We start from the raw sequence: 21,607 nt of genomic DNA on the forward strand, positions 1-21,607 counted from the left end.
CGTTAGCGATCCACATCAGACATAACAAAATCGATACTACCCAGATAAACGATCAGATCAGAAACCAGACTACCGCGGATCACCGAGGGGATCTGCTGTAGATGAGCAAAACTCGGTGTGCGGATACGGGTGCGGTAACTCATCGTGCTACCATCACTGGTCAGGTAATAACTGTTGATCCCTTTAGTCGCTTCGATCATCTGGAATGATTCATTGGCAGGCATGACGGGCCCCCATGACACCTGAAGGAAGTGGTTAATCATGGTTTCGATATGTTGCAGGGTACGCTCTCTGGGAGGGGGGGTGGTCAGTGGATGATCAGCCTTAAACGGCCCTTCGGGCATATGTTTGAGGCACTGTTCAAGGATGCGCATACTCTGACGGATTTCTTCCACTTTCAGCATCACACGATCATAACAGTCGCCGTTATAGCCAGTCGGTACTTCAAAATCGAAGTTTTCATAACCGGAATAAGGACGCCATTTACGTACATCGAAACCAATGCCTGTTGCGCGCAAACCAGCGCCTGTTACACCCCAATCCAGTGCCTGCTTAGCATTGTAAGCCGCCACTCCGACAGAGCGTCCTTTCAGGACACTATTTTTCAATGCCGCTTTGACATAGGAATTCAAACGCTTCGGTAACCAGTCCAACAACTCACGCAGAAGTTTATCCCAGCCTCGCGGCAGGTCATGGGCAACACCAGATACGAAACCAGGCCGGATGCATACGAAAACCAGTAATAGCTTCAACAACATCGTAAACTTTCTGACGATCAGTAAAGGCGAAGAACACAGGTGTCATTGCACCAACGTCCTGAATAAAGGTACTGATGTAGAGCAAGTGGCTATTGATACGGAACAGTTCAGACAACATGACGCGGATAGCTTTCACGCGTTCAGGCACCTCAATACCGGCCAGTTTCTCAACGGCAAGCACATAAGGCATTTCGTTAACACATCCCCCCAGATATTCGATCCGGTCGGTATAAGGAATATAACTGTGCCATGACTGACGTTCCCCCATTTTTTCCGCACCGCGGTGGTGATAACCAATATCGGGAACACAATCAACAATCTCTTCACCATCAAGCTGAAGAATAATGCGGAATGCACCGTGAGCTGAGGGGTGATTTGGCCCAAGGTTAAGGAACATAAAGTCCTCATTTTCAGTGCCGCGTTTCATCCCCCACTCTTCTGGTTTGAAAGTCAGCGCTTCCATTTCCAGATCTTCTTTCTGCTTGGTCAACATGAAAGGATCAAATTCTGTGGCGCGCGCAGAATATTCCTTACGCAGCGGATGGCCTTCCCAAGTTGGTGGCATCAGGATACGACGTAAATTCGGATGACCATTAAATGTAATGCCAAACATTTCCCACGTTTCACGTTCATACCAATTGGCATTCGGAAAAATTGATGTGATGGTCGGGATATTCAGGTCTTTTTCATTGAGCGCAACTTTCAGCATAATGTCACGATTACGCTCAATGGAAATCAAGTGATAAAACACCGAAAAGTCCGTCACAGGCAGACCTTGTCGGTGAGAACGCTGACGCTCATCAATACCATGCAAGTCAAACAGCATGACATAAGGTTTGGGTAACTTCTTCAGGAATGTAATTACTTCCAGCAATTGTTCCCGCTTTACCCAGACAACCGGTAGGCCGGTTCGGGTAGGCTGGACGGTAAACGCATCAAGGCCAAATTGGCGATTAAGCTCGCTTACGACCGGATCATCCGTGTGATCCCTTGTTTCCCAAGCAGGCCGTACGCTTTCTTGTGCTATCTGATCTGTCATCATTCTTCACCACAACGCTTGATCAGGGTTTAATGTGATCGCAACACATTTTTGAGTTACGACATTGCTCTGGTTATTCTTAATGGCTAAAAGCCTTAAATTTCATCTGGGGTACGCAGGTTTGTCACTGCAATACGTTCACCACGCTTCCGTTCTCTTTCTGACTGCATATTTGCGCGGTAAACCCCCTGATCACCAACAACCCATGACAGTGGGCGACGTTCTTTGCCAATAGATTCCTGCAATAATAGCAGTGCCTGCATATAGGCTTCAGGGCGGGGTGGACAGCCCGGAATGTAGACATCAACAGGAATAAACTTATCAACTCCCTGAACAACAGAGTAAATGTCATACATACCGCCTGAGTTTGCACAAGCTCCCATTGAAATGACCCACTTCGGTTCCAGCATTTGGTCATATAAACGCTGGATCACAGGGGCCATCTTGACGAAACACGTGCCTGAAATCACCATGAAATCAGCTTGACGGGGAGATGCTCGCAGTACTTCTGCACCAAAGCGAGCTACGTCATGAACGGCGGTAAAAGACGTCACCATTTCTACATAACAACAGGAAAGGCCAAAGTTATAAGGCCATAATGAATTTTTCCTTCCCCAATTCACCATGTCATGCAGAGCATGTTCTAATTTACCCATATAGACACTACGGTGGACGTGCTGCTCAAGGGGATCGCTGACAAGCTCCTGTTTTTGCAGGGGATAACGGTCATTCTCACCGTTCGGATCTATGCGGGTGAGCGTATAATCCATCTTTAATGCCTCGCTATTACTGCATGTGACTGTTGTTGGTATTAACATTAGCGGTATGAACATCAACACTGGGTTTACTGACCTGACGCCTTGAACGCGCGGGTGTCCAATTCAATGCCCCAATACGTGCCAGATAAACCAAGCCTGCTAGTAACACCAAAATGAAAATGCTTGCTTCGGCAAAGCCTAACCAGCCACTCTCTTTGATAGAGACTGACCATGCGTATAAGTAAAGGGCTTCAACGTCGAAGATGACAAAGAACATGGCAACCAGATAAAACTTTGCCGACAGACGGAGACGGGCACTGCCGACAGAATCGATACCCGATTCATAAGGTATATGTTTTGCTCTGGCTTTCGCTCTGCCCCCAAGAAAGTACGCACCCAATAACATGAGTGCACACAAACCAAGAGCACCTATCAGGAAAATCGCAAACGCCCAGTGGTGGGCCAAAACTCCAGTAGATGTAGACATACTCGTTGCTTACTCATCAAAAGTGGTGTCAAGGGTCTGCTCTTTTTGCCGGCAGTATTGCACCACATCGATTCATGGGAAGGGATAACAACCAAATCTGAAACAGTGCTAATCAATTTTTTTGATGGCATGGATCGTTTTGGTTTTTATTCCTCTCAACACTTTTATCTGTCATGACAAAAGTGCCTGCTTATTTATTTACAAAGCACAAACCTTTGATTAACAGATTGTGCTTGTATATCGCTAAAACGTGTCAGTAGTACAAAAAAATATCAACACACTATAACTAGTTTAACCGATAACTCGACTTTACTACACTATTATCTCAGGAAAAACCTGTCTTTCCACTGTATCGATTGGGATATTTTTATGATCAAGTGCACAATTTCATTGAAAAACATTAAACAACGGAACGTATTTTATTCAAATCTTAATAAATTGTTTCAAAAAGAAACGATAGAAGTTCAATAACACAACTATTTCTGAAAATAGATTTATCTTATCAATTTAAAAAACGAAAGTTGTTAACAAAACAACATTGTTTTAACTAAAATTCGAAAGGGATAAGAAAATTAATAGAGGATATTTCTGGTAGTAAATATCAGAAATTGGAATGAAAACGTGAAAAGACTATTAATAGTAAATTAGAAACAGGCTAATATTTCCACAAATAAAATGGAAATATTAGCCTATAAAACACACGTAATATTACTCGTTTATATTTTCGACCGAAGACTCTTCAGTAGATTCAACAGGCTCATCTATATCATCTGTTTCATCGGATTCAATTGATGTCACGGTATAAGGTGTTTTCTTATTTTGTATAGCATCAAAAACAGTCAGGACAGATTCATTTTGCTCGTTACTGTTGCGATACAAGAAGAATTGTATTTCAGGTAAACGTGGTAGCCCTTCACTTTCACCCAAAATTCTTAAATCTGCGTTCTGCATTTCCAAAGGACGGGCAGTAATGCCAACCTCTGCATTGACAGCAGAACGAACAGCAGATAAAGAAGCGGCTTCATAGGCAATACGCCATAGAATACCACTTATATCCAGTGTTTCAAGAGCAATCTGACGGAATGTGTTGGTTTCATCCATTACGACTAAAGGTACAGGCTCATTCATCTGTAACTGGAAATCTGGTGCACAATGCCACAGTACAGGTGAAGAACGTAATACAGTGCTAGGATGATGATTAATTTTTGCTGTGGTTAATGCTAAATCAATTTCATGGTTATCCAGCATACTCTCAATAAACTGACTACGTTTAATACGCACATCAACAGCTATACGCGGATAGACAGAAGCAATGCGGTTCAACAGGAAAGGCAGGAGAGTATCAACTGTGTCATCAGACGCTCCTATCCTGAGCTCACCGTCTGCATCATTGTATGTTAATGATGCGGTAGCATCGTCATTAGCACGCAGGATTTGGCGCGCATAACCAAGAAGTTGAAGCCCGTGCTCAGTAAGAAGCTTATTACGACCGTGGCGAGCAAATAATTCTCTCCCCACAAGGTGCTCCAAACGTTGCATTTGTTGACTGACAGCCGACTGCGTTCTACAAACTGCTGCTGCTGCTGCTGCAAAAGTATTTAAGTCAGCAACGGCAACGAAAGTTCTTAGCAGATCGAGATCGAGGTTTATTATCTGACGATTTGCATTTATCATTGTTTATTCATCACTTTTTTTTGATTTTAATTACTAACTAACCTGGTGTTTTTACTTCAGCAGTATCAAATAAAATAATACCGATTCTGACATTACTCTACTCTATTAAAGAGGGCAAAGGTTTACTGCATTTTTTTACTATTTATATCTTCATGGGTTTTATTTTCTCCTTTCTTAACAAAATTTATGCAATCTCTAAATTAATACACAAACAAAAACCTATTTACCTCACATAACCACCAATTTCCAGTACAAATAGTCTTTTTCTGACTTGCCTCAAAGAATAACATAACTTCAATTGGGAAAACTTAACCAAACCAAGCAATATTAGTATTTTTAATGAATTAATACTTTTATCGAAAAGTCATGAAAATGTTACGGGTAAAAATTCAAAAACATTGTCAAAGTATCTAAGATAAAACCCTTAATTAATTTTATGTCGGCAAAGATAAATTATAAGAATACATTATACAAATTATATTACTTTTATTGACAATTTAGCTTGCATTTCTGTTTTTAGGTTAAAAAATCAGTACCAGAGACTCTCTTATCTCAGTCAGCCAACTAAAAACACCTGATTATCCAGCATTAAACTCTAACATAACAAAAACAACTGAAATTACACCCCAATTAAACGGATGTTTTTAGATAGCAGACTTATGCATTAGACTTTAAAACAACCATTTTCACCAAAGATATCAGAGGCTCTTCAAAAGATTGACAGAGAGGAGTACATTGAACATCACATTTTGTAGGCCGGATAAGATCCACTTTTTGCCCAGAGAAAGGTTAAGGCACCGTATGTTTTCCATTAATAAATCCAGCAAATTAGATAATGTCTGCTATGACATCCGAGGTAATACACTCAAAGAAGCCAGACGGCTTGAAGAAGAAGGGAATAAGGTACTGAAATTAAACATTGGTAATCCGGCACCATTTGGTTTCGAAGCACCTGATGAAATTTTAGTTGATGTTATCCGCAACCTGCCAACAGCCCAGGGCTATTCTGACTCAAAAGGTCTGTACTCTGCGCGTAAGGCAATCATGCAACACTATCAAGCCCGAAATATGCTGGATGTTACCGTTGAAGATATCTTTATTGGTAACGGTGTTTCTGAACTGATTGTTCAATCTATGCAGGCCTTGCTCAATACCGGCGATGAAATGCTGGTTCCGGCTCCTGATTATCCACTCTGGACAGCCGCCGTTTCTCTCTCCAGCGGCAAATCTGTCCACTATTTATGTGATGAACAACAAGGCTGGTTCCCTGATTTAGATGATATCCGCCGTAAAATCACACCACGTACCCGCGGTATTGTCATTATTAACCCGAACAACCCGACAGGGGCGGTATACAGTAAAGAAATCTTGCTGGAAATTGTGGAAATTGCCCGCCAGCATAATCTGATTATTTTCGCCGACGAAATTTACGACAAGATCCTATACGATGATGCTCAACATCATTCCATCGCCGCACTAGCGCCAGATCTTTTTACCGTTACCTTTAACGGCTTGTCAAAAACCTATCGTGTTGCGGGATTCCGTCAGGGTTGGATGGTACTGAATGGCCCGAAAAAACAGGCAAAAGGCTATATTGAAGGGTTGGAAATGTTGGCATCTATGCGCCTTTGCGCCAACGTCCCGATGCAACATGCAATTCAAACTGCATTAGGTGGCTATCAAAGCATCAGTGAGTTCATTTTTCCGGGAGGACGTCTCTATGAACAACGCAATCATGCCTGGGAACTGATTAACCAGATCCCAGGAGTTTCCTGTGTGAAACCCATGGGTGCTTTATATATGTTCCCTAAAATTGATACCAAGCGTTTCAATATTTATGATGACCAGAAAATGGTCTTGGATCTTTTACTACAAGAAAAAGTGTTACTGGTTCAGGGAACTGCATTTAACTGGCCAGAACCAGATCATTTCCGCATTGTCACTCTGCCACATATTGCAGATCTGCAAATGGCTATTGAGAAATTTGCCCGTTTCATCGGTAAATATCATCAATAAACATAAAAAAAATGACTAAAGCCAATGGATTTCAAGATGCAGCTAACAAAGCTGCAACTTGAAGCCTAAAATGTATAATGCTGTTTTTTTCAGCCACAAATGGTTTACTTCCGTCCAGCCAACACCCACAATCATAATCATGTTGTTCCATAGTAAGAGAAGATTATGAGTCATTTTTTCGCCCAATTATCTCGCATGAAATTGATTAATCGTTGGCCTCTTATGCGAAACATACGTACAGAAAATGTTTCAGAACACAGTTTACAGGTTGCATTTGTCGCACATGCACTAGCGATAATAAAAAACCGTAAATTTGGTGGTAATATTAATGCTGAACGGATCGCAATATTAGCAATGTATCATGATGCCAGTGAAGTTATTACTGGTGATTTGCCAACGCCAATAAAATACTACAATCCTCAAATTGCCCATGAATATAAAAAAATAGAAAAGATCGCCCAACATAAATTATTAGATATGTTACCAATTGAATTACAAAATGATTTTCGCCCTATTTTAGACGATCAATATCATACTGAAGAAGAAACTAATATTATTAAACAAGCTGATGCGTTATGTGCTTATTTAAAATGTTTGGAAGAATTATCGGCGGGAAATTCTGAATTTAATCAAGCAAAAATCAGGTTAGAGAAAACATTGGAAAAACGTCATAGTCAGGAAATGGATTATTTCATAACCGTATTTGTTCCAAGTTTCAACCTTTCTCTTGATGAAATTAGCCTGTAAAAACAACTGGGCAGCTTCACGTTTTCGCGAAGCTGCCAGATACGACATCAGAATGGAAAAAGAACGGGAATAATTGCCACACTGATCCCCAGTACAATGAATGTAAAAGGTATACCCAGTTTCAAGAAATCAGCAAATCGATATCCTCCCGGCCCCAGTATCAATGTATTGACGGGAGAAGAAACCGGAGTCATGAACGCCGCTGAAGCCGCTACTCCAATGATCATCGCAAAAGGCAGAGGAGAGACCGACATCTCTTTCGCGGCAGCAATAGCAATAGGTGCCATCAGCACGGCTGTTGCGGTATTGGAAATAAATAATCCAACAATGGCACAAAGCACAAACAGGCATATCAACATGGCTCGTGGTCCCATATTACCGGCGATATCCATTAATCCACTGACAATTAAATCAATCCCACCGGTTTTTTGTAGTGCCAATGCAAATGGCATCATACCAACAATCAGAATGAGACTTGACCAATGGATAGCACGATAAGCACTTTCCATATCAATACAACGAAATTTTCCCATTAACAGGCAGGCAATCAAAGCGGCAATAAAATTGGGAATTTCATTGGTCAACATCATTGCCACCATTAAAACAAGACAAAACAACGCATGAGGTGCCTGAGATGCTGCCGGTGCAGCGCTTTCCACTTCAACGGGCAAATTCAGCACGATAAAATCAGGCGCTTTGGTTTTCAGTTCCCGTACTAACTTCCAGTCACCAATGACCAGCAACGTATCACCAAGCAGCAGCGGCTCATCTACCAACTTACCGACCAATGCCTTACCACTGCGTCGGATGCCGACTACGTTAAGCCCGTAGCGCGTACGGAATTTCATACTGCGCAACGATTGTCCCAACAAATCCGATTCAGGGATCACAGATATTTCTGCCATGCCGACATCGCGGGATTGATCAGAGAAATATTCCCCGCGCAATATCATAGGTTCTAATTGTTGTTCGCTACAAAATTGCCGCAAATCCACATCGCTATCAGACATATCCACCAGCAGAACATCCTGTTGCCGTAATTCCGTTTCGCCGGTTGCAGCGACCATCACCCGACGGAATTTCCGCCAACGCTCAATGCCGATAACATTAGCCCCATAACGCGCACGCAATCCCAACTCATCCAGTGAATGACCAATCAATGGCGAATGTTGCCGGATAGCAAGACGACGGGCACGCCCGGATAATTTATAGTCACGGATAAGATCACGAAATGAACGGTGGTAACGCTTATCAGTTTTCTGGGGAGTTTTGCTTCCCAACCAACGGCGGACAATCAGCATATAAACGATCCCCGCCAACAAAACTAAAATACCGATGGGTGTAATGGAGAAAAAACCAAAGCTGTGTAACCCTTCACGTACTAACTCACTATTCACCACCATATTGGGAGGAGTCGCAACCAGTGTCATCATGCCACTGATCAGGCCAGCAAACCCTAATGGCATCATTAACCGACCCGGTGAAGTCTGCATTCTGGCCGCGACACTTAAAACGACAGGGATGAAAATAGCAACAACACCTGTGGAGCTCATAAAAGCCCCTAGTCCTGCAACCGACAACATCAACAAAGCCAGCATTCTGGTTTCGCTATTACCTGCAACCCGAACCAGCCAATCTCCCATCTGATAAGCAACACCTGTCCTTACCAGCCCTTCGCCAATAACAAACAGCGCTGCAATCAATAAGACATTGGGATCGCTGAAACCCATTGTAGCTTCATTTAAGGAAAGCGTACCACTCAGGACAAAAGCAATAATCACCAGTAAAGCCACTACATCCATTCTGACTTTATTGGTCGTGAAAAGAACAATGGCTATCAATAACAGGGTCAATACCCACAACAGTTCGCTATTCAATACGGCCTCTATCAGAAAAGCCGACCTGCCAACAGGCAGGCCGGGTATTATCAACAAAAACCTATCAACATAGGGTATGAATAGAGTAAGTAGACCCGTTTTGTCAGAAAAAATCCTCGGTGTGGATCAACAAACTTCCTGATTCATAGCATAAATCGTTACATAACCACCAGATTTAACAATTTCGATATCTTCCAGATTTGTGATAATCATACGAATCTCATCTCTGCGTGGAATATCCGGTGAGTCATGAACGACAACAACTTGACAGCCTGCATCCAACCCGGCATGAATTCCCACCGCTGCATCTTCAAAAATCACACACTCTTCCGGCAACAACCCCAATTTGTGCGCCCCCAACAAATAAGGTTCAGGATTTGGTTTGCCGATCTTGACGGACTCAGCCGTTACCCAATGAGCCGGTTCTGGTAACTCCGCCACTTTATGGCGGGCAGAAGCAAGAGGAACCGTTCCCGATGTCACAATTGCCCACGGAATATCCAGAGCATTCAGTTTATCAATCAGAGCAATGGCACCGGGTAAAGCGGTAATACCTTCCGTATCTTCCGTTTCAAGTTTTTCAATCCACTTGAAAGTACTCTCAATCTCTTCTTCCGTGGCATCAGGCATAAAATGGCGTAATGATAATATCGCCGGCGTACCATGAACATAGTTCAGGACTTCATCACGGTCGATACCCATTTTATCAGCGAACTGAATCCATGCCCGCTCAACCGCAGGTAATGAATCAATCAGCGTGCCATCCAAATCAAATAAAAAACCTCTACATTTCAGTACCAAAGCCCAACTCCTTCAAATGCAGTCATCTGTTAATCATCTGGTATATTTCAACAATATTCAGGTGATAGTAAGCAAAAGCAAAGAACCTGAATGAAAATCCACATAGGCAAAATAGCGAAAAAATTCTGAATGGGGAATTTATTAGTCAACTGATTCAAACACCGTCAGGTCAAAATGGACTCTGACGGTTTAAATATCATCAAGGAAAGAGTTATCCAACTGTTTGAACGCCCGTTTCAGCAATTCAGCCAGTGATAAGTAAGTCGGCGTGCTTTCTACTGGCATCATTGCGATCCCGGCTTCAGCAAATTTCTCACGAATTTCGTAAAACCATTTCAGCAAACTTTCAGGCAAAGGTGTTGCTGCTCGTTTTCCCAGCCACCATAACCCCTGTAATGGCAGACTACAGGCAAACAGTGCTGTTGCAACAGATGGCCCTAATTGCCCACCCAATGCGATTTGCCAGGTTAAGGTAAAGATCGCTAATGGCGGCATAAAGCGAATACCAAAGCGAGTCGCTTTAATAACGCGGTTTTCAGGAAACACAGGAGCAAGCTGTTTTTCCAGTGGCCATATTTTTAGATATTGTTGCCCTAATTGGACTCTTTTAAACCAACCTTGGTTAACAGGTGGCGTCATATTCATCATGACCTCAATCAATTAAAAGCATAGTTTTTAAAAAATCCCTACAAAAGATAAAATCTTTTTTGTAGTATTAAGTATATTTTGTCTTTATTGCTGGCAAACGGTATCCTACACAGACTTTTGTGTTGTTGCAGCAACAAAACAGAAAGACCGCCTGTTTTCGCAACATTTTGGTTCGTTTGTTAATAAATTGCTTCATTTTTTTAACACTTTTCTTCTTTAAGATTAGATCACAACAAGATAATAGGTAATTCCATGTCAAGTAAGCTGGTACTGGTTCTTAATTGCGGTAGCTCCTCTCTGAAATTCGCTATCATCGATCCTGCCAATGGTGAAGAATATCTCTCTGGTTTGGCTGAATGTTTCGGTCTGCCAGAAGCTCGTATTAAATGGAAAATAGATGGAGCGAAAAACGAAGCTGCTTTAGGTGCCGGCGCAGCACACAGTGAAGCTCTGAACTTCATTGTTAATACGATTTTGTCTGAAAAGCCAGAACTTTCTGAGCAAATTTCAGCCATCGGTCACCGTATCGTTCACGGTGGTGAAAAATTCACTTCTTCTGTGATCATCACTGATGAAGTTATCAAAGGTATTGAAGCAGCGATCCCGTTTGCACCACTGCACAACCCTGCGCACCTGATCGGTATCGCAGAAGCGAAAAAAGCCTTCCCTCATCTGGTTGAGAAAAATATTGCTGTATTTGATACCGCATTCCACCAGTCTATGCCTGAAGAAGCGTATCTGTATGCACTGCCATATAATCTGTACAAAGAGCATGGCATCCGCCGTTACGGTGCGCACGGTACTAGCCATTTCTATGTTTCCCGTGAAGCAGCTAAGATGTTGAACAAGCCAGTTGAAGAACTGAATGTTATCACCTGCCACTTGGGTAATGGTGGCTCTGTTTCTGCTATTGTCAATGGTAAGTGTGTTGATACTTCTATGGGACTGACCCCACTGGAAGGTCTGGTTATGGGGACTCGCAGCGGTGACATCGACCCAGCTATCGTATTCCACCTGCATGACGCAATGGGCATGAGCGTTGACCAGATCAATACTCTGCTGACCAAAGAATCCGGTTTCCTGGGTCTGACTGAAGTCACTAGCGATTGCCGTTATGTAGAAGATAACTACGAAACCAAAGCAGATGCAAAACGTGCAATGGATGTTTACTGCCATCGTCTGGCAAAATATATCGGTGCTTACGGTGCATTGATGGAAGGTCGTCTGGATGCGGTCATCTTCACTGGCGGCATCGGTGAAAACTCTGCTCTGGTTCGTGAGTTGACTCTGAAAAAAGTTGCTCTGCTAGGTTTTGAATACGACCATGAGCGTAACCTTGCTGCTCGTTTCGGTAAAGATGGCGTGATCACAACTGATAACAGCCGTCCTGCTCTGGTGATCCCAACTAATGAAGAATTGGTGATCGCTCAGGACTCAGCGCGCCTGACTGCATAAGTAATATGACTTCTTATAACCGCCAGCATTGCTGGTGGTTGTTTACCGCATTTAAATCATGTTGATTGACTAACGAGCAACCGTTAAAGAGGTTTCCGTGTCCCGTACAATTATGTTGATCCCTACTGGCACCAGCATTGGTTTAACCAGTGTCAGCCTGGGGGTAATCCGCTCCATGGAGCAAAAAGGCGTTCGCCTGAGTGTCTTTAAACCTATCGCGCAACAACGCAGTAGCGGTTCCCAAGACAGAACCACAACAATTATTCGCTCTCATTCCAGCATTCACGCTGCTGAGCCATTGGAAATGGCTTATGTGGAATCTCTTCTGACCACCAATAAAAAAGATGTGCTGATGGAAGAGATCGTGGCTCGTTACCACGCTAACACTAAAGACGCAGAAGTGGTTCTGATCGAAGGTTTGGTTCCGACTCGTAAGCATCCATTTGCGCAGTCTCTGAACTATGAAATTGCCAAGACACTGAATGCTGAAATTGTCTTCGTTACTGCTCTGGGTACTCACTCCCCGGAACAATTAAAAGAACAGATTGAACTAAGCCGCGCAGAATACGGTGGAAGCAAGAACAAGAACATTATCGGTGTCATTGTCAACAAGCTGAATGCCCCGGTTGATGAGCAAGGCCGTACTCGTCCTGACCTGTCCGAAATTTTCGACGAAGCAACAAAAGCCACTGTTACTCATGTTGATCCGAAAACTGCATTCAAAAATAGCCCATTGCCAATTCTCGGCTGCATTCCCTGGAATTTCGATCTGATCGCCACCCGTGCGATTGACATGGCAAAACACCTGAAAGCAGACATTATCAACGAAGGGGCTATCCAGACCCGTCGTATTAAATCTGTGACTTTCTGTGCCCGCAGTATTCCAAACATGCTGGAATACTTCCGTCCTGGCTCTCTGCTGGTGACTTCAGCAGATCGTCCTGATGTTCTGATCACTGCTTGTCTGGCAGCCATGAACGGCATTGAAGTTGGTGCGGTTCTGCTGACTGGTGGTTATAAGATTGATGACTCTATCCGTGAACTGTGTGAACGTGCCTTCAGCACTGGTCTGCCTGTATTTACTGTGAACACCAATACCTGGCAGACTTCCCTGAACCTGCAAAGTTTCAGTCTGGAAGTTCCTGCGGATGACCATGAGCGTATCGAAAAACTGCAAAACTACATTGCACAGCACATCAGCAACGAGTGGATTGATTCCCTAGCAGCCGCTTCTGAACGCCCGAATCGCCTGTCTCCACCAGCATTCCGTTACCAGTTAACTGAACTGGCACGTCAGGCTGGCAAACGTATCGTTCTGCCGGAAGGTGACGAGCCACGTACTGTTAAAGCAGCGTCTATCTGTGCTGAGCGTGGTATCGCTGAATGTATTCTGCTCGGTGATCCAGAAGAAATCCGCCGTGTGGCAGCCGCTCAAGGTGTTGAACTGGGTGCTGGTATAGAAATCGTTAACCCGGCTTCTGTACGTGAACGCTATGTTCCACGTCTGGTTGAACTGCGTAAAAACAAAGGCATGACCGAAGTTGTTGCCCGTGAACAACTGGAAGACAATGTTGTTCTGGGCACAATGATGCTGGAACAAGGTGAAGTTGATGGTCTGGTTTCCGGTGCTGTTCACACAACGGCAAACACAATCCGTCCACCATTGCAGTTAATTAAAACTGCACCAAACAGCTCTCTGGTCTCTTCTGTATTCTTTATGTTGCTGCCAGAACAAGTATTGGTTTACGGTGACTGTGCAATCAACCCGGACCCAACCGCTGAGCAACTGTCTGAAATTGCGATTCAGTCCGCAGATTCTGCCAAAGCATTTGGTATCGAGCCTCGCGTTGCCATGATCTCCTACTCCACCGGCAACTCTGGTGCCGGCAGCGATGTAGAGAAAGTTCGCGAAGCAACTCGCCTGGCACAGGAAAAACGCCCGGATCTGATCATTGACGGCCCATTGCAGTACGATGCGGCTATCATGGCAGACGTAGCAAAATCCAAAGCACCAAACTCTCCGGTTGCTGGTCAAGCTACCGTGTTCATCTTCCCGGATCTGAACACCGGTAACACCACTTATAAAGCGGTACAGCGCTCTGCGGATCTGGTTTCTATCGGGCCAATGCTGCAAGGTATGCGTAAACCTGTTAACGACCTGTCCCGTGGCGCACTGGTTGACGACATCGTTTATACCGTTGCACTGACTGCTATTCAGGCAACTCAACAAGAAAACGCCTAATTTTTACGTGTCTTGTACGGTCTCGGCTAAAGATGGGGGACCGTACAAACTATACGTCTGGGAAAATAATATAGCAGAAGTCATCTCTAAGCGGCCTAATCGGGCTACCTGGGAATACTTTTCCAGCAAAACATGACCAAATTGTTCTGAAACTTATTGTTAGTATCAATTTGAATTACTATATAGTGTCCTTGAATGTATATTCCCCATCCATCAATACCCATAGATTACTTTTATTAGGTTCAAGTATCATCTCGTTATTTTCCCAATAATCAAACCCCATAGATAAATAAGCTAACTCTGAACCACTAAGAGGTGAAAGGCTCACTTTTCCATTTCTTCCGTATTCTTTTGATTTATTGACAGCCTTTTCCATCAATAAAATACCACAACTACGACAACCGGGATGAGTCAACAAAATTTAAACTCTAGGAGGTTATTCTTTCCAAGAAAATATCAATATACCTACAGATGTACCGTCAATATAAGCCACAAAAAAACAAATATTTTCTTGCTCAGAGGATTCAAAAAGCAGAATAATAAAGCACAATATCACGAATTTCTATATTCACAACCATTATTTGTATTCTACTCTTTATTTTTAAACAAGGGATTTAATCAATTTCAATTAAAATAAATGGCAACCTCAGCTAATCAATAAACTCCACTGTTTTTATATTACTTATGTTTTTTTCCGCATACGCCATAAAATTTCCAATATCACAAACCAAATAGGTGTGCCATACAATGCAATACGTGTATCGTAATCAAAGATCATAATCACTACTGTGAAAGCAAAAAATATCAGGGTACACCATGTCATCGGAATGCCCATTGGCATTTTATAGGCAGAAACCTGATGTAAATCAGGCCTTTTCTTACGGTATGCCAGATAAGCAAGCAATATCATGCACCAACTATAAACAACCATGATGGCTGCCACCGTTGAAACAATAGTAAATAACTTCATAATATCGGGAATAATAAACAGCAGAAGTACACCACTTGCCATACAAACAACAGAGAATATCAGACTGAAAATCGGGATTGCATTACCTACCGAAAGCAGACCAAATTTACCATGCGCCAGCTTTTCCGTGGACAAGCCATACAACATGCGGGTACAGGCGTATAATCCACTGTTTGCTGAAGACATCGCTGAAGTCAGTGCCACAAAATTGATGATTGCGGCTGCGGCTGGTAATCCGGCTAATGCAAACAACGTAACAAATGGGCTGACTTCTGGAGAAATATTCGGCCATGAAGTGACTGCAATGATGCACATCATGGAAAATACATAAAAGATAATGATACGAATAGGAATACTATTAATGGATTTTGGTAAGATTTTTTCCGGCTCTTTCGTTTCAGCCGCAACGGTCCCCACCAGCTCAATGCCAGTAAAAGAGAAAATAGCAATTTGAAAACCTGCCAGAAACCCGATTATACCGTTGGGCAAGAAGACTGCTGGCTCAGTCAGATGACGAACAGATGCTGTTACTCCATTAGGTGAAGTCCAGCCAACAACAACCATTCCTACCCCAACAATAATCAGTGCAATTATTGCCACTACTTTGATCATAGCAAACCAGAATTCAGCCTCTCCGAACAAGCGCACCGTAAAAAAGTTGCATAAACACATCAACCCCAAAATAAACAACGCGGTAAGCCAAAGGGAAATATCAGGAAACCAGTACTGAATATAGCCACCACATACCACAACATCGGCAATACAGCTCACTATCCAGCTCATCCAATATGTCCATCCGAGAAAATAACTGGCTTTTTCCCCTAAATAATCAGCAACAAAATCAGCGAACGTACGGTAATCCAGCTTAGTGAGCAAGAGTTCTCCCATTGCCCGCATAACCATGAAAGCAAAAAAACCGATCAACAGGTAAGTTAGAATAATGGAAGTGCCTGATACAGCTATAGTTTTTCCTGTCCCCATGAATAGCCCAGTCCCGATAGCGCCACCAATGGCTATTAACTGGACATGACGTTTTCCTAATCCACGGTGAAGTTTCTGTGCGCCTATGGGCTGTTCTACAGGTGTTTTTACCATATTCGTCATCAATAACCTCCACGGTTTCTGTTTATGATGAATTTACATAAATTGATTACATTATTTGCTCCAATAACAGACCCGCTCTCAGACCAATGGCAACATTGGCATTAGGGAACAAAATAAAGTTTGCCGGAGAAATAATTTTCCAAGATTGATTTTCCTGACTGGCAATTTCAAAACCATCCGGCAGTGCAGTGAAGTTTTTTGTATCTTCTGAAATATGAAGCCGGAAGCTACTGTCTTGTTTGATAATTGAATCGATAACGCGGTAACGTTTGATTGTTGGTTTTTCCCGTTTAACTGAGAACGAACCTGCTACCAGATCATGTAATGCCGTCGTGATTTTTTTGAATTTAGTCAGATCATTCTGTCCAAAAGGATACACCTTGCCAATTTCCATCGTACAACTGTCCATGTTGAAATATTGGCTGGTAAATTGACTGAAAGTACTACCTTCACTTTTATGGAAAACCAGTGCATCAATATCGCTTCCCTCCAGCCACTGTAATAAATCAGCCGCATACTCACGCTGTTGGAAAGGTAATAAAGCAAATTGTTCATGAAAGGAACCACGTATGGCGGTATGCAAATCAAGATGCCAGCGTCGCATTGATGCCATAACCACAGGCTCCTGAAAGAATCGCTGTATCACAGATTCCAATTCTGCCGCCCGCTCTGATTCGATCCCGATAGGGAAATTCTGATACCGTCCACCAAACATGCGATTGAGATCATTGTCGATATAGCGCTTATTGTCACGCATGGCGGGCACATTACCGAAAATCAGCAATAGATTATGCTGTAATGGTAAAGTTCCCTGCACCAGTTGTGATAATAATTGGAGCAGAATCTCCACAGGAGCCGTTTCATTACCATGTATCCCTGCGGAAAGAATCAATGTATCGTTTTTTCTCTCTTGTGGAATTAGCTGTAATACCCCTTCTGCCAACCATGCTGCTGTTAATAAGGGCGGGAAGCTGAGCGTGTTCTCAAGATTTTTTCCAAGTGGCTTCTTTTCAAGCAATAGAGAAAGTAAATCCATTTGCCCTCCTGATTAACGCTGAAATTCATAGACAGAACCGATATTGAGGATCTGAGTTAACTCATCCAGAGCAAAATAGACTTCTGTTATCAGTTGTGGATCAGCCAGATCATCGATATACAAAGCATCACGATAATGGCGTTCAATCCAATCCGTTAAACGCAAATACAGCTCTGGGGTCATCAGTACAGCCGGATTGACTGCTGCCAATTCTTTCTCTTTCATGGCAACTCGAAGCCGAAGACAAGCCGGCCCGCCACCGTTACGCATACTTTCGCGCAAATCAAAGAAATAGAGTTTATTGATGGGTGAATTCCCTGACGCAACCAGAGACTGTAAATACGCTGAGACATTGGCATTCTGCCGGCATTCTTCCGGCAAAATCAGCATCATACTGCCATCAGGCTGGCTCAAGAGTTGACTGTTGAAAAGATAAGATCTTACCGCATCCTGAATGGTCACTTGCAATGCCGGTACTTCAATTGTGATCAACGTTTGCCCCAGATGCGCCAGTTTTTTCTCAAGTTCAGCTAATACTGACTGCTGGTTTAAAAATGCCTGTTCATGGTAGAAAAAAACATTCCGGTTACTGACAGCAATCACATCGTTATGGAAGACTCCGCTGTCAATAGCAATAGGATTCTGCTGAGCAAAGACAGTGTGTGCCTCTTCAAGCTGATGTAATCGTGCGATGGCCTGACTTGCTTCCAATGTCTGCCGCGCAGGATAATGTTCTGGTGTTATCCCATTCTGAAAAGCACTACGCCCATAAACAAATAACTGCACTCCCGCTTCATCATACTCACCACAAAAACGATTGTGATTTGCTGCACCTTCATCGCCCCAGTCAGCATGTTGGGGTAACGGATCATGATGGACAAAATAGTTCTGATCAGAAAAGACCGCCTTTAATGCCAGGGATGTTGTGACACTTTCCAGTGAGCGATGCAGCTTGTTATTTAAATTTGCTACCGTAAAGTGAACTCGCCGATCTGCACTATCAGCAGAAGGTGAAACAGTTGCGGCATTAGCTGTCCACATGGCAGAAGCTGAACTGAGATTGGACAATAATACCGGTGAATAACGTGCAGCTTTATTTAATACCTGCTCATCATTGCCTGTAAACCCAAGTTGCCGCAGGACAGGTAGATTAGGACGTTGTTGCGGAGGTAAAACCCCCTGTACCAATCCCATATCAGACAATGCTTTCATTTTTAGTAACCCCTGAAGTGCCGCTCTACGGGGGTTAGACTCTTGTCCACGATGATTCATTGAGGCTTCATTACCCATCGACAACCCGGCATAATGATGCGTCATGCCCACCAAACCATCAAAGTTTGCTTCAATTCCCGACATAATGACCTCGGCTCTTCCTGCGGTTCATTGAAAATTATGTTAATCAGAAAAATTAAGAGCGGAAAAAATCAAGTCCTGGTACAGGGGTATCAGGCAGAACTAATTTGTCTGTCGCCAGAGATGCCATCGGCCAGGCACAATAATCTGCGGCATAGTAAGCACTGGGGCGATGATTACCTGATGCGCCAATCCCGCCAAAAGGTGCCTGACTGGAAGCACCGGTCAATGGTTTATTCCAGTTCACGATTCCAGCTCTTGCTTCCTCTGACAAACGCTGAAAAAGACTCTCATCAGGTGATATTAATCCCGCTGCCAGACCAAACCGAGTGTTATTAGCAATGGAAATAGCTTCCTCAAAACCGTCATAGCGTTGCAACGTCAACAGGGGGCCGAAATATTCTTCATCTGGAACCTGATTGACCCTCGTCAAATCGATAATACCGGGGGTCATAAATGTAGAGTGAGGATCGGGCTGTGTTAAAGTGAGCAGCGCGTTGCCTCCTAATGCTAATAATCGCGATTGAGCATCCAATAAACTTTCTGCCGCAGTCAAAGAGATAACGCCTCCCATGAAAGGTTGAGGATCGGTATCCCAACGGGATGGAACTACCTGACGCGTTGCTTCGACCAACCGCCGGATCAGTGCATCTCCCTTTTCTCCACATCTTACCAGCAATCTGCGGGCACAAGTACAACGTTGCCCGGCGGAAATAAATGCGGATTGAATAATGGTATACACTGCTGCATCCAGATCCTCATAATCATCCACGATCAAGGCATTATTGCCCCCCATCTCCAGCGCCAACATTTTTTCCGGTTGCCCGGCCAGTAAACGGTGGAAATGAAAACCAGTTGTTGCACTGCCCGTAAACAACACACCATCAATCTCGCGGTTATCCAGTAAGGCGCCACCCGTATCTTTGCCTCCCTGAACGAGATTCAGTACTCCCGCAGGCAAGCCCGCCCTGATCCATAAGTCCATGATTTTTTCTGCTGTTATTGGGGTCAGTTCACTTGGTTTAAATACTAATGTGTTACCGGCAATTAATGCAGGAACGATATGACCGTTAGGTAAATGCCCTGGGAAATTGTAAGGGCCGAAAACTGCCATGACACCATGAGGACGATGCTGTAATATGGCTTTGCCATCCGGCATAGTGGTTTCAGAATAACCTGTTCGTTGCTGCCATGCTTCAATGGAGATAGCAACTTTACCAATCATGGATTGCACTTCCGTCCGGGTTTCCCACAATGGTTTGCTGGTTTCTTCACTGATCACACGGGCAATTGTTTCTTTTTCCTGTGCTAATAAAGCAGCAAACGTCTGAACAATAGCAATACGCTTTTCAACTGCCAGTTTTGCCCATACCGGAAACGCTCTGCGGGCTGCCTGGCAGGCTTCATCCACTTGATTAACAGAAGCACTATGTGCTTGCCATAAAACTGTCTGATCAACGGGCGAATATTTGACGAGCAGCACACCTTGCCCTGTAATCCAATTACCATCAATGTAATTTGCCTGATAATTCATTGTGAAGTTTCCTCTGAAAAAAGAGCAACACAGCGTACTGACTCCCCTTCCTCCACCTGAAGTGCATCCATTTCTGCGGAAGTCAGCCTCAGTTCATTACTATTTAATGCATTACTATTTAGTGCATTATTATGTAGTGCATTAATGCCAGCAGGATCAGGGATATTCAGTAGCAACGCTTTAAAATCCTGAAAATGTAGGTTAGAAACAATATATAGTCTGCCGCTGCACTGCCTGGAAACATTTTCGCATCTTTGTACAGATACAAGCCGGCTTGCTTTTACCGCCCGTACCTCATCAATATCAGCCTGTAAGATGGCACCAGCGTCAAAAATATCGACCAAATCGTGATAGGTAAAACCTTCTTTTTCTAAAATGATACGGGCGGGCACAGTATTCTCATGTACTTGACCAATAGCCCGTTGAGCCTCTTCAGGCAACAAAGGGACATAAATCGGATGGAACGGCATTAATTCAGCAATAAATGTTTTCGCACCAATGCCTGTTAAATAGTCCGCCTGTGCAAAAGGGACGTTGAAAAAGTGTTGCCCAAGAGCATTCCAGAATGGCGATTCTCCCTGTTTATTTACCACTCCGCGCATTTCCGCAAAAATAGATTTCGGAAAAAGATGACGAAAAGCCGAAATAAATAAGAACCGACTTCTGGAAAGGAAAACACCATTGCGTCCTCCATGATAAGTAGGATCAAGGAACAAGGTACACAATTCACTGCACCCGGTATAATCTTGACCAACAATCAGCGTTTCAAAGGAGTTGTAAACACCTAATTCGCGGGATGAGCGCACAGATTTCTGTACCCGGTAATTATAGAAAGGCTCCTCTAACCCAACTGCAACTTCCAGCGCACTCACCCCAATAACACGATGCTTTTCCGTGTCTTCCAGAGTAAACAAGAATCCCTGCTGCGAGCGTCCGCGGGCATCATTAAATGAATCAATACTGCGTGAAATCCGGGAAGCCAAGTATTCCTGATTGTTTGGCAACGATGTTAAACCAACTCCAGCACAAGATGAGAGATTGAGGATATCCCCCAAATCTTTATGTTGAACGGATCTGAATAGCATCATGGTATCACCTCAAAACTGCT

16 protein-coding genes and 1 pseudogene are annotated in these 21,607 nt (G+C 43.5%); 4 read left to right on the forward strand and 13 right to left on the reverse strand.

Annotation, left to right across the window (positions count from 1 at the left end):
- Positions 1-2: 2 nt before the first annotated feature.
- The 4 genes and pseudogenes from nuoC to hexA all read right to left on the reverse strand — a co-directional run bounded on the left by nuoC (position 3) and on the right by hexA (position 4,716).
- A pseudogene (nuoC, locus tag AAC852_RS00785) lies at positions 3-1,800 on the reverse strand (NADH-quinone oxidoreductase subunit C/D).
- A 92-nt stretch (positions 1,801-1,892) separates the two neighbouring features.
- Positions 1,893-2,567, reverse strand: a complete 675-nt coding sequence (locus tag AAC852_RS00790; protein ID WP_047682317.1) for a NuoB/complex I 20 kDa subunit family protein — start codon at positions 2,565-2,567, stop codon at positions 1,893-1,895.
- 16 nt (positions 2,568-2,583) lie between these two features.
- Positions 2,584-3,042 carry an NADH-quinone oxidoreductase subunit A gene (locus AAC852_RS00795; protein ID WP_047682314.1) on the reverse strand — a complete coding sequence of 153 codons (459 nt, stop codon included), beginning with the start codon at positions 3,040-3,042 and terminating at the stop codon, positions 2,584-2,586.
- 708 nt (positions 3,043-3,750) lie between these two features.
- On the reverse strand, positions 3,751-4,716 hold the full coding sequence (gene hexA / locus AAC852_RS00800; RefSeq protein ID WP_340619380.1) for a transcriptional regulator HexA: 966 nt from the start codon (positions 4,714-4,716) through the stop codon (positions 3,751-3,753).
- Between the two features lie 801 nt (positions 4,717-5,517).
- On the opposite strand from hexA, the gene AAC852_RS00805 reads away from it, so the two are divergent.
- Complete coding sequence (locus tag AAC852_RS00805) at positions 5,518-6,732, forward strand: pyridoxal phosphate-dependent aminotransferase (protein WP_340619381.1); 1,215 nt, start codon at positions 5,518-5,520, stop codon at positions 6,730-6,732.
- A gap of 165 nt (positions 6,733-6,897) precedes the next feature.
- Complete coding sequence (gene yfbR / locus AAC852_RS00810) at positions 6,898-7,479, forward strand: 5'-deoxynucleotidase (protein ID WP_340619382.1); 582 nt, start codon at positions 6,898-6,900, stop codon at positions 7,477-7,479.
- Between the two features lie 47 nt (positions 7,480-7,526).
- On the opposite strand, the gene AAC852_RS00815 is transcribed toward yfbR, so the two are convergent.
- The 3 genes from AAC852_RS00815 to yfbV all read right to left on the reverse strand — a co-directional run bounded on the left by AAC852_RS00815 (position 7,527) and on the right by yfbV (position 10,802).
- Positions 7,527-9,356, reverse strand: a complete 1,830-nt coding sequence (locus tag AAC852_RS00815) for an SLC13 family permease (protein ID WP_340619383.1) — start codon at positions 9,354-9,356, stop codon at positions 7,527-7,529.
- A gap of 126 nt (positions 9,357-9,482) precedes the next feature.
- Positions 9,483-10,157: a sugar phosphatase gene (locus AAC852_RS00820; RefSeq protein ID WP_340619384.1), complete on the reverse strand. Its 675-nt coding sequence runs from the start codon at positions 10,155-10,157 to the stop codon at positions 9,483-9,485.
- A 189-nt stretch (positions 10,158-10,346) separates the two neighbouring features.
- Positions 10,347-10,802, reverse strand: coding sequence for a terminus macrodomain insulation protein YfbV (yfbV, locus tag AAC852_RS00825; RefSeq protein WP_340619385.1), 456 nt, complete (start codon positions 10,800-10,802; stop codon positions 10,347-10,349).
- A gap of 255 nt (positions 10,803-11,057) precedes the next feature.
- Between yfbV and ackA the strand changes: the two genes are divergently transcribed.
- Both ackA and pta read left to right on the forward strand, forming a co-directional pair.
- Positions 11,058-12,260, forward strand: a complete 1,203-nt coding sequence (gene ackA / locus AAC852_RS00830; RefSeq protein WP_340619386.1) for an acetate kinase — start codon at positions 11,058-11,060, stop codon at positions 12,258-12,260.
- 97 nt (positions 12,261-12,357) lie between these two features.
- Entirely contained in the window at positions 12,358-14,502 is a 2,145-nt protein-coding gene (pta, locus tag AAC852_RS00835; protein ID WP_340619387.1) for a phosphate acetyltransferase, read from the forward strand.
- A 178-nt stretch (positions 14,503-14,680) separates the two neighbouring features.
- Here the strand turns inward: pta and AAC852_RS00840 are convergent, their stop codons facing one another.
- The 6 genes from AAC852_RS00840 to astA form a co-directional block, all read right to left on the reverse strand.
- On the reverse strand, positions 14,681-14,878 hold the full coding sequence (locus tag AAC852_RS00840; RefSeq protein ID WP_340619388.1) for a hypothetical protein: 198 nt from the start codon (positions 14,876-14,878) through the stop codon (positions 14,681-14,683).
- 306 nt (positions 14,879-15,184) lie between these two features.
- Positions 15,185-16,576, reverse strand: a complete 1,392-nt coding sequence (locus AAC852_RS00845; protein ID WP_340619389.1) for an amino acid permease — start codon at positions 16,574-16,576, stop codon at positions 15,185-15,187.
- Positions 16,577-16,622: 46 nt separating this feature from the next.
- Complete coding sequence (gene astE / locus AAC852_RS00850) at positions 16,623-17,612, reverse strand: succinylglutamate desuccinylase (RefSeq protein ID WP_340619390.1); 990 nt, start codon at positions 17,610-17,612, stop codon at positions 16,623-16,625.
- A gap of 12 nt (positions 17,613-17,624) precedes the next feature.
- Positions 17,625-18,968 carry an N-succinylarginine dihydrolase gene (gene astB / locus AAC852_RS00855; RefSeq protein ID WP_340619391.1) on the reverse strand — a complete coding sequence of 448 codons (1,344 nt, stop codon included), beginning with the start codon at positions 18,966-18,968 and terminating at the stop codon, positions 17,625-17,627.
- 52 nt (positions 18,969-19,020) lie between these two features.
- Complete coding sequence (gene astD, locus AAC852_RS00860) at positions 19,021-20,499, reverse strand: succinylglutamate-semialdehyde dehydrogenase (RefSeq protein WP_340619392.1); 1,479 nt, start codon at positions 20,497-20,499, stop codon at positions 19,021-19,023.
- Positions 20,496-21,587 carry an arginine N-succinyltransferase gene (gene astA, locus AAC852_RS00865; protein ID WP_340619393.1) on the reverse strand — a complete coding sequence of 364 codons (1,092 nt, stop codon included), beginning with the start codon at positions 21,585-21,587 and terminating at the stop codon, positions 20,496-20,498. The genes astD and astA overlap by 4 nt, the downstream gene beginning before the upstream one ends.
- Between the last annotated feature and the right edge of the window lie 20 nt (positions 21,588-21,607).

This window comes from Xenorhabdus siamensis (genome assembly GCF_037996745.1).
Classification (GTDB): domain Bacteria; phylum Pseudomonadota; class Gammaproteobacteria; order Enterobacterales; family Enterobacteriaceae; genus Xenorhabdus; species Xenorhabdus indica.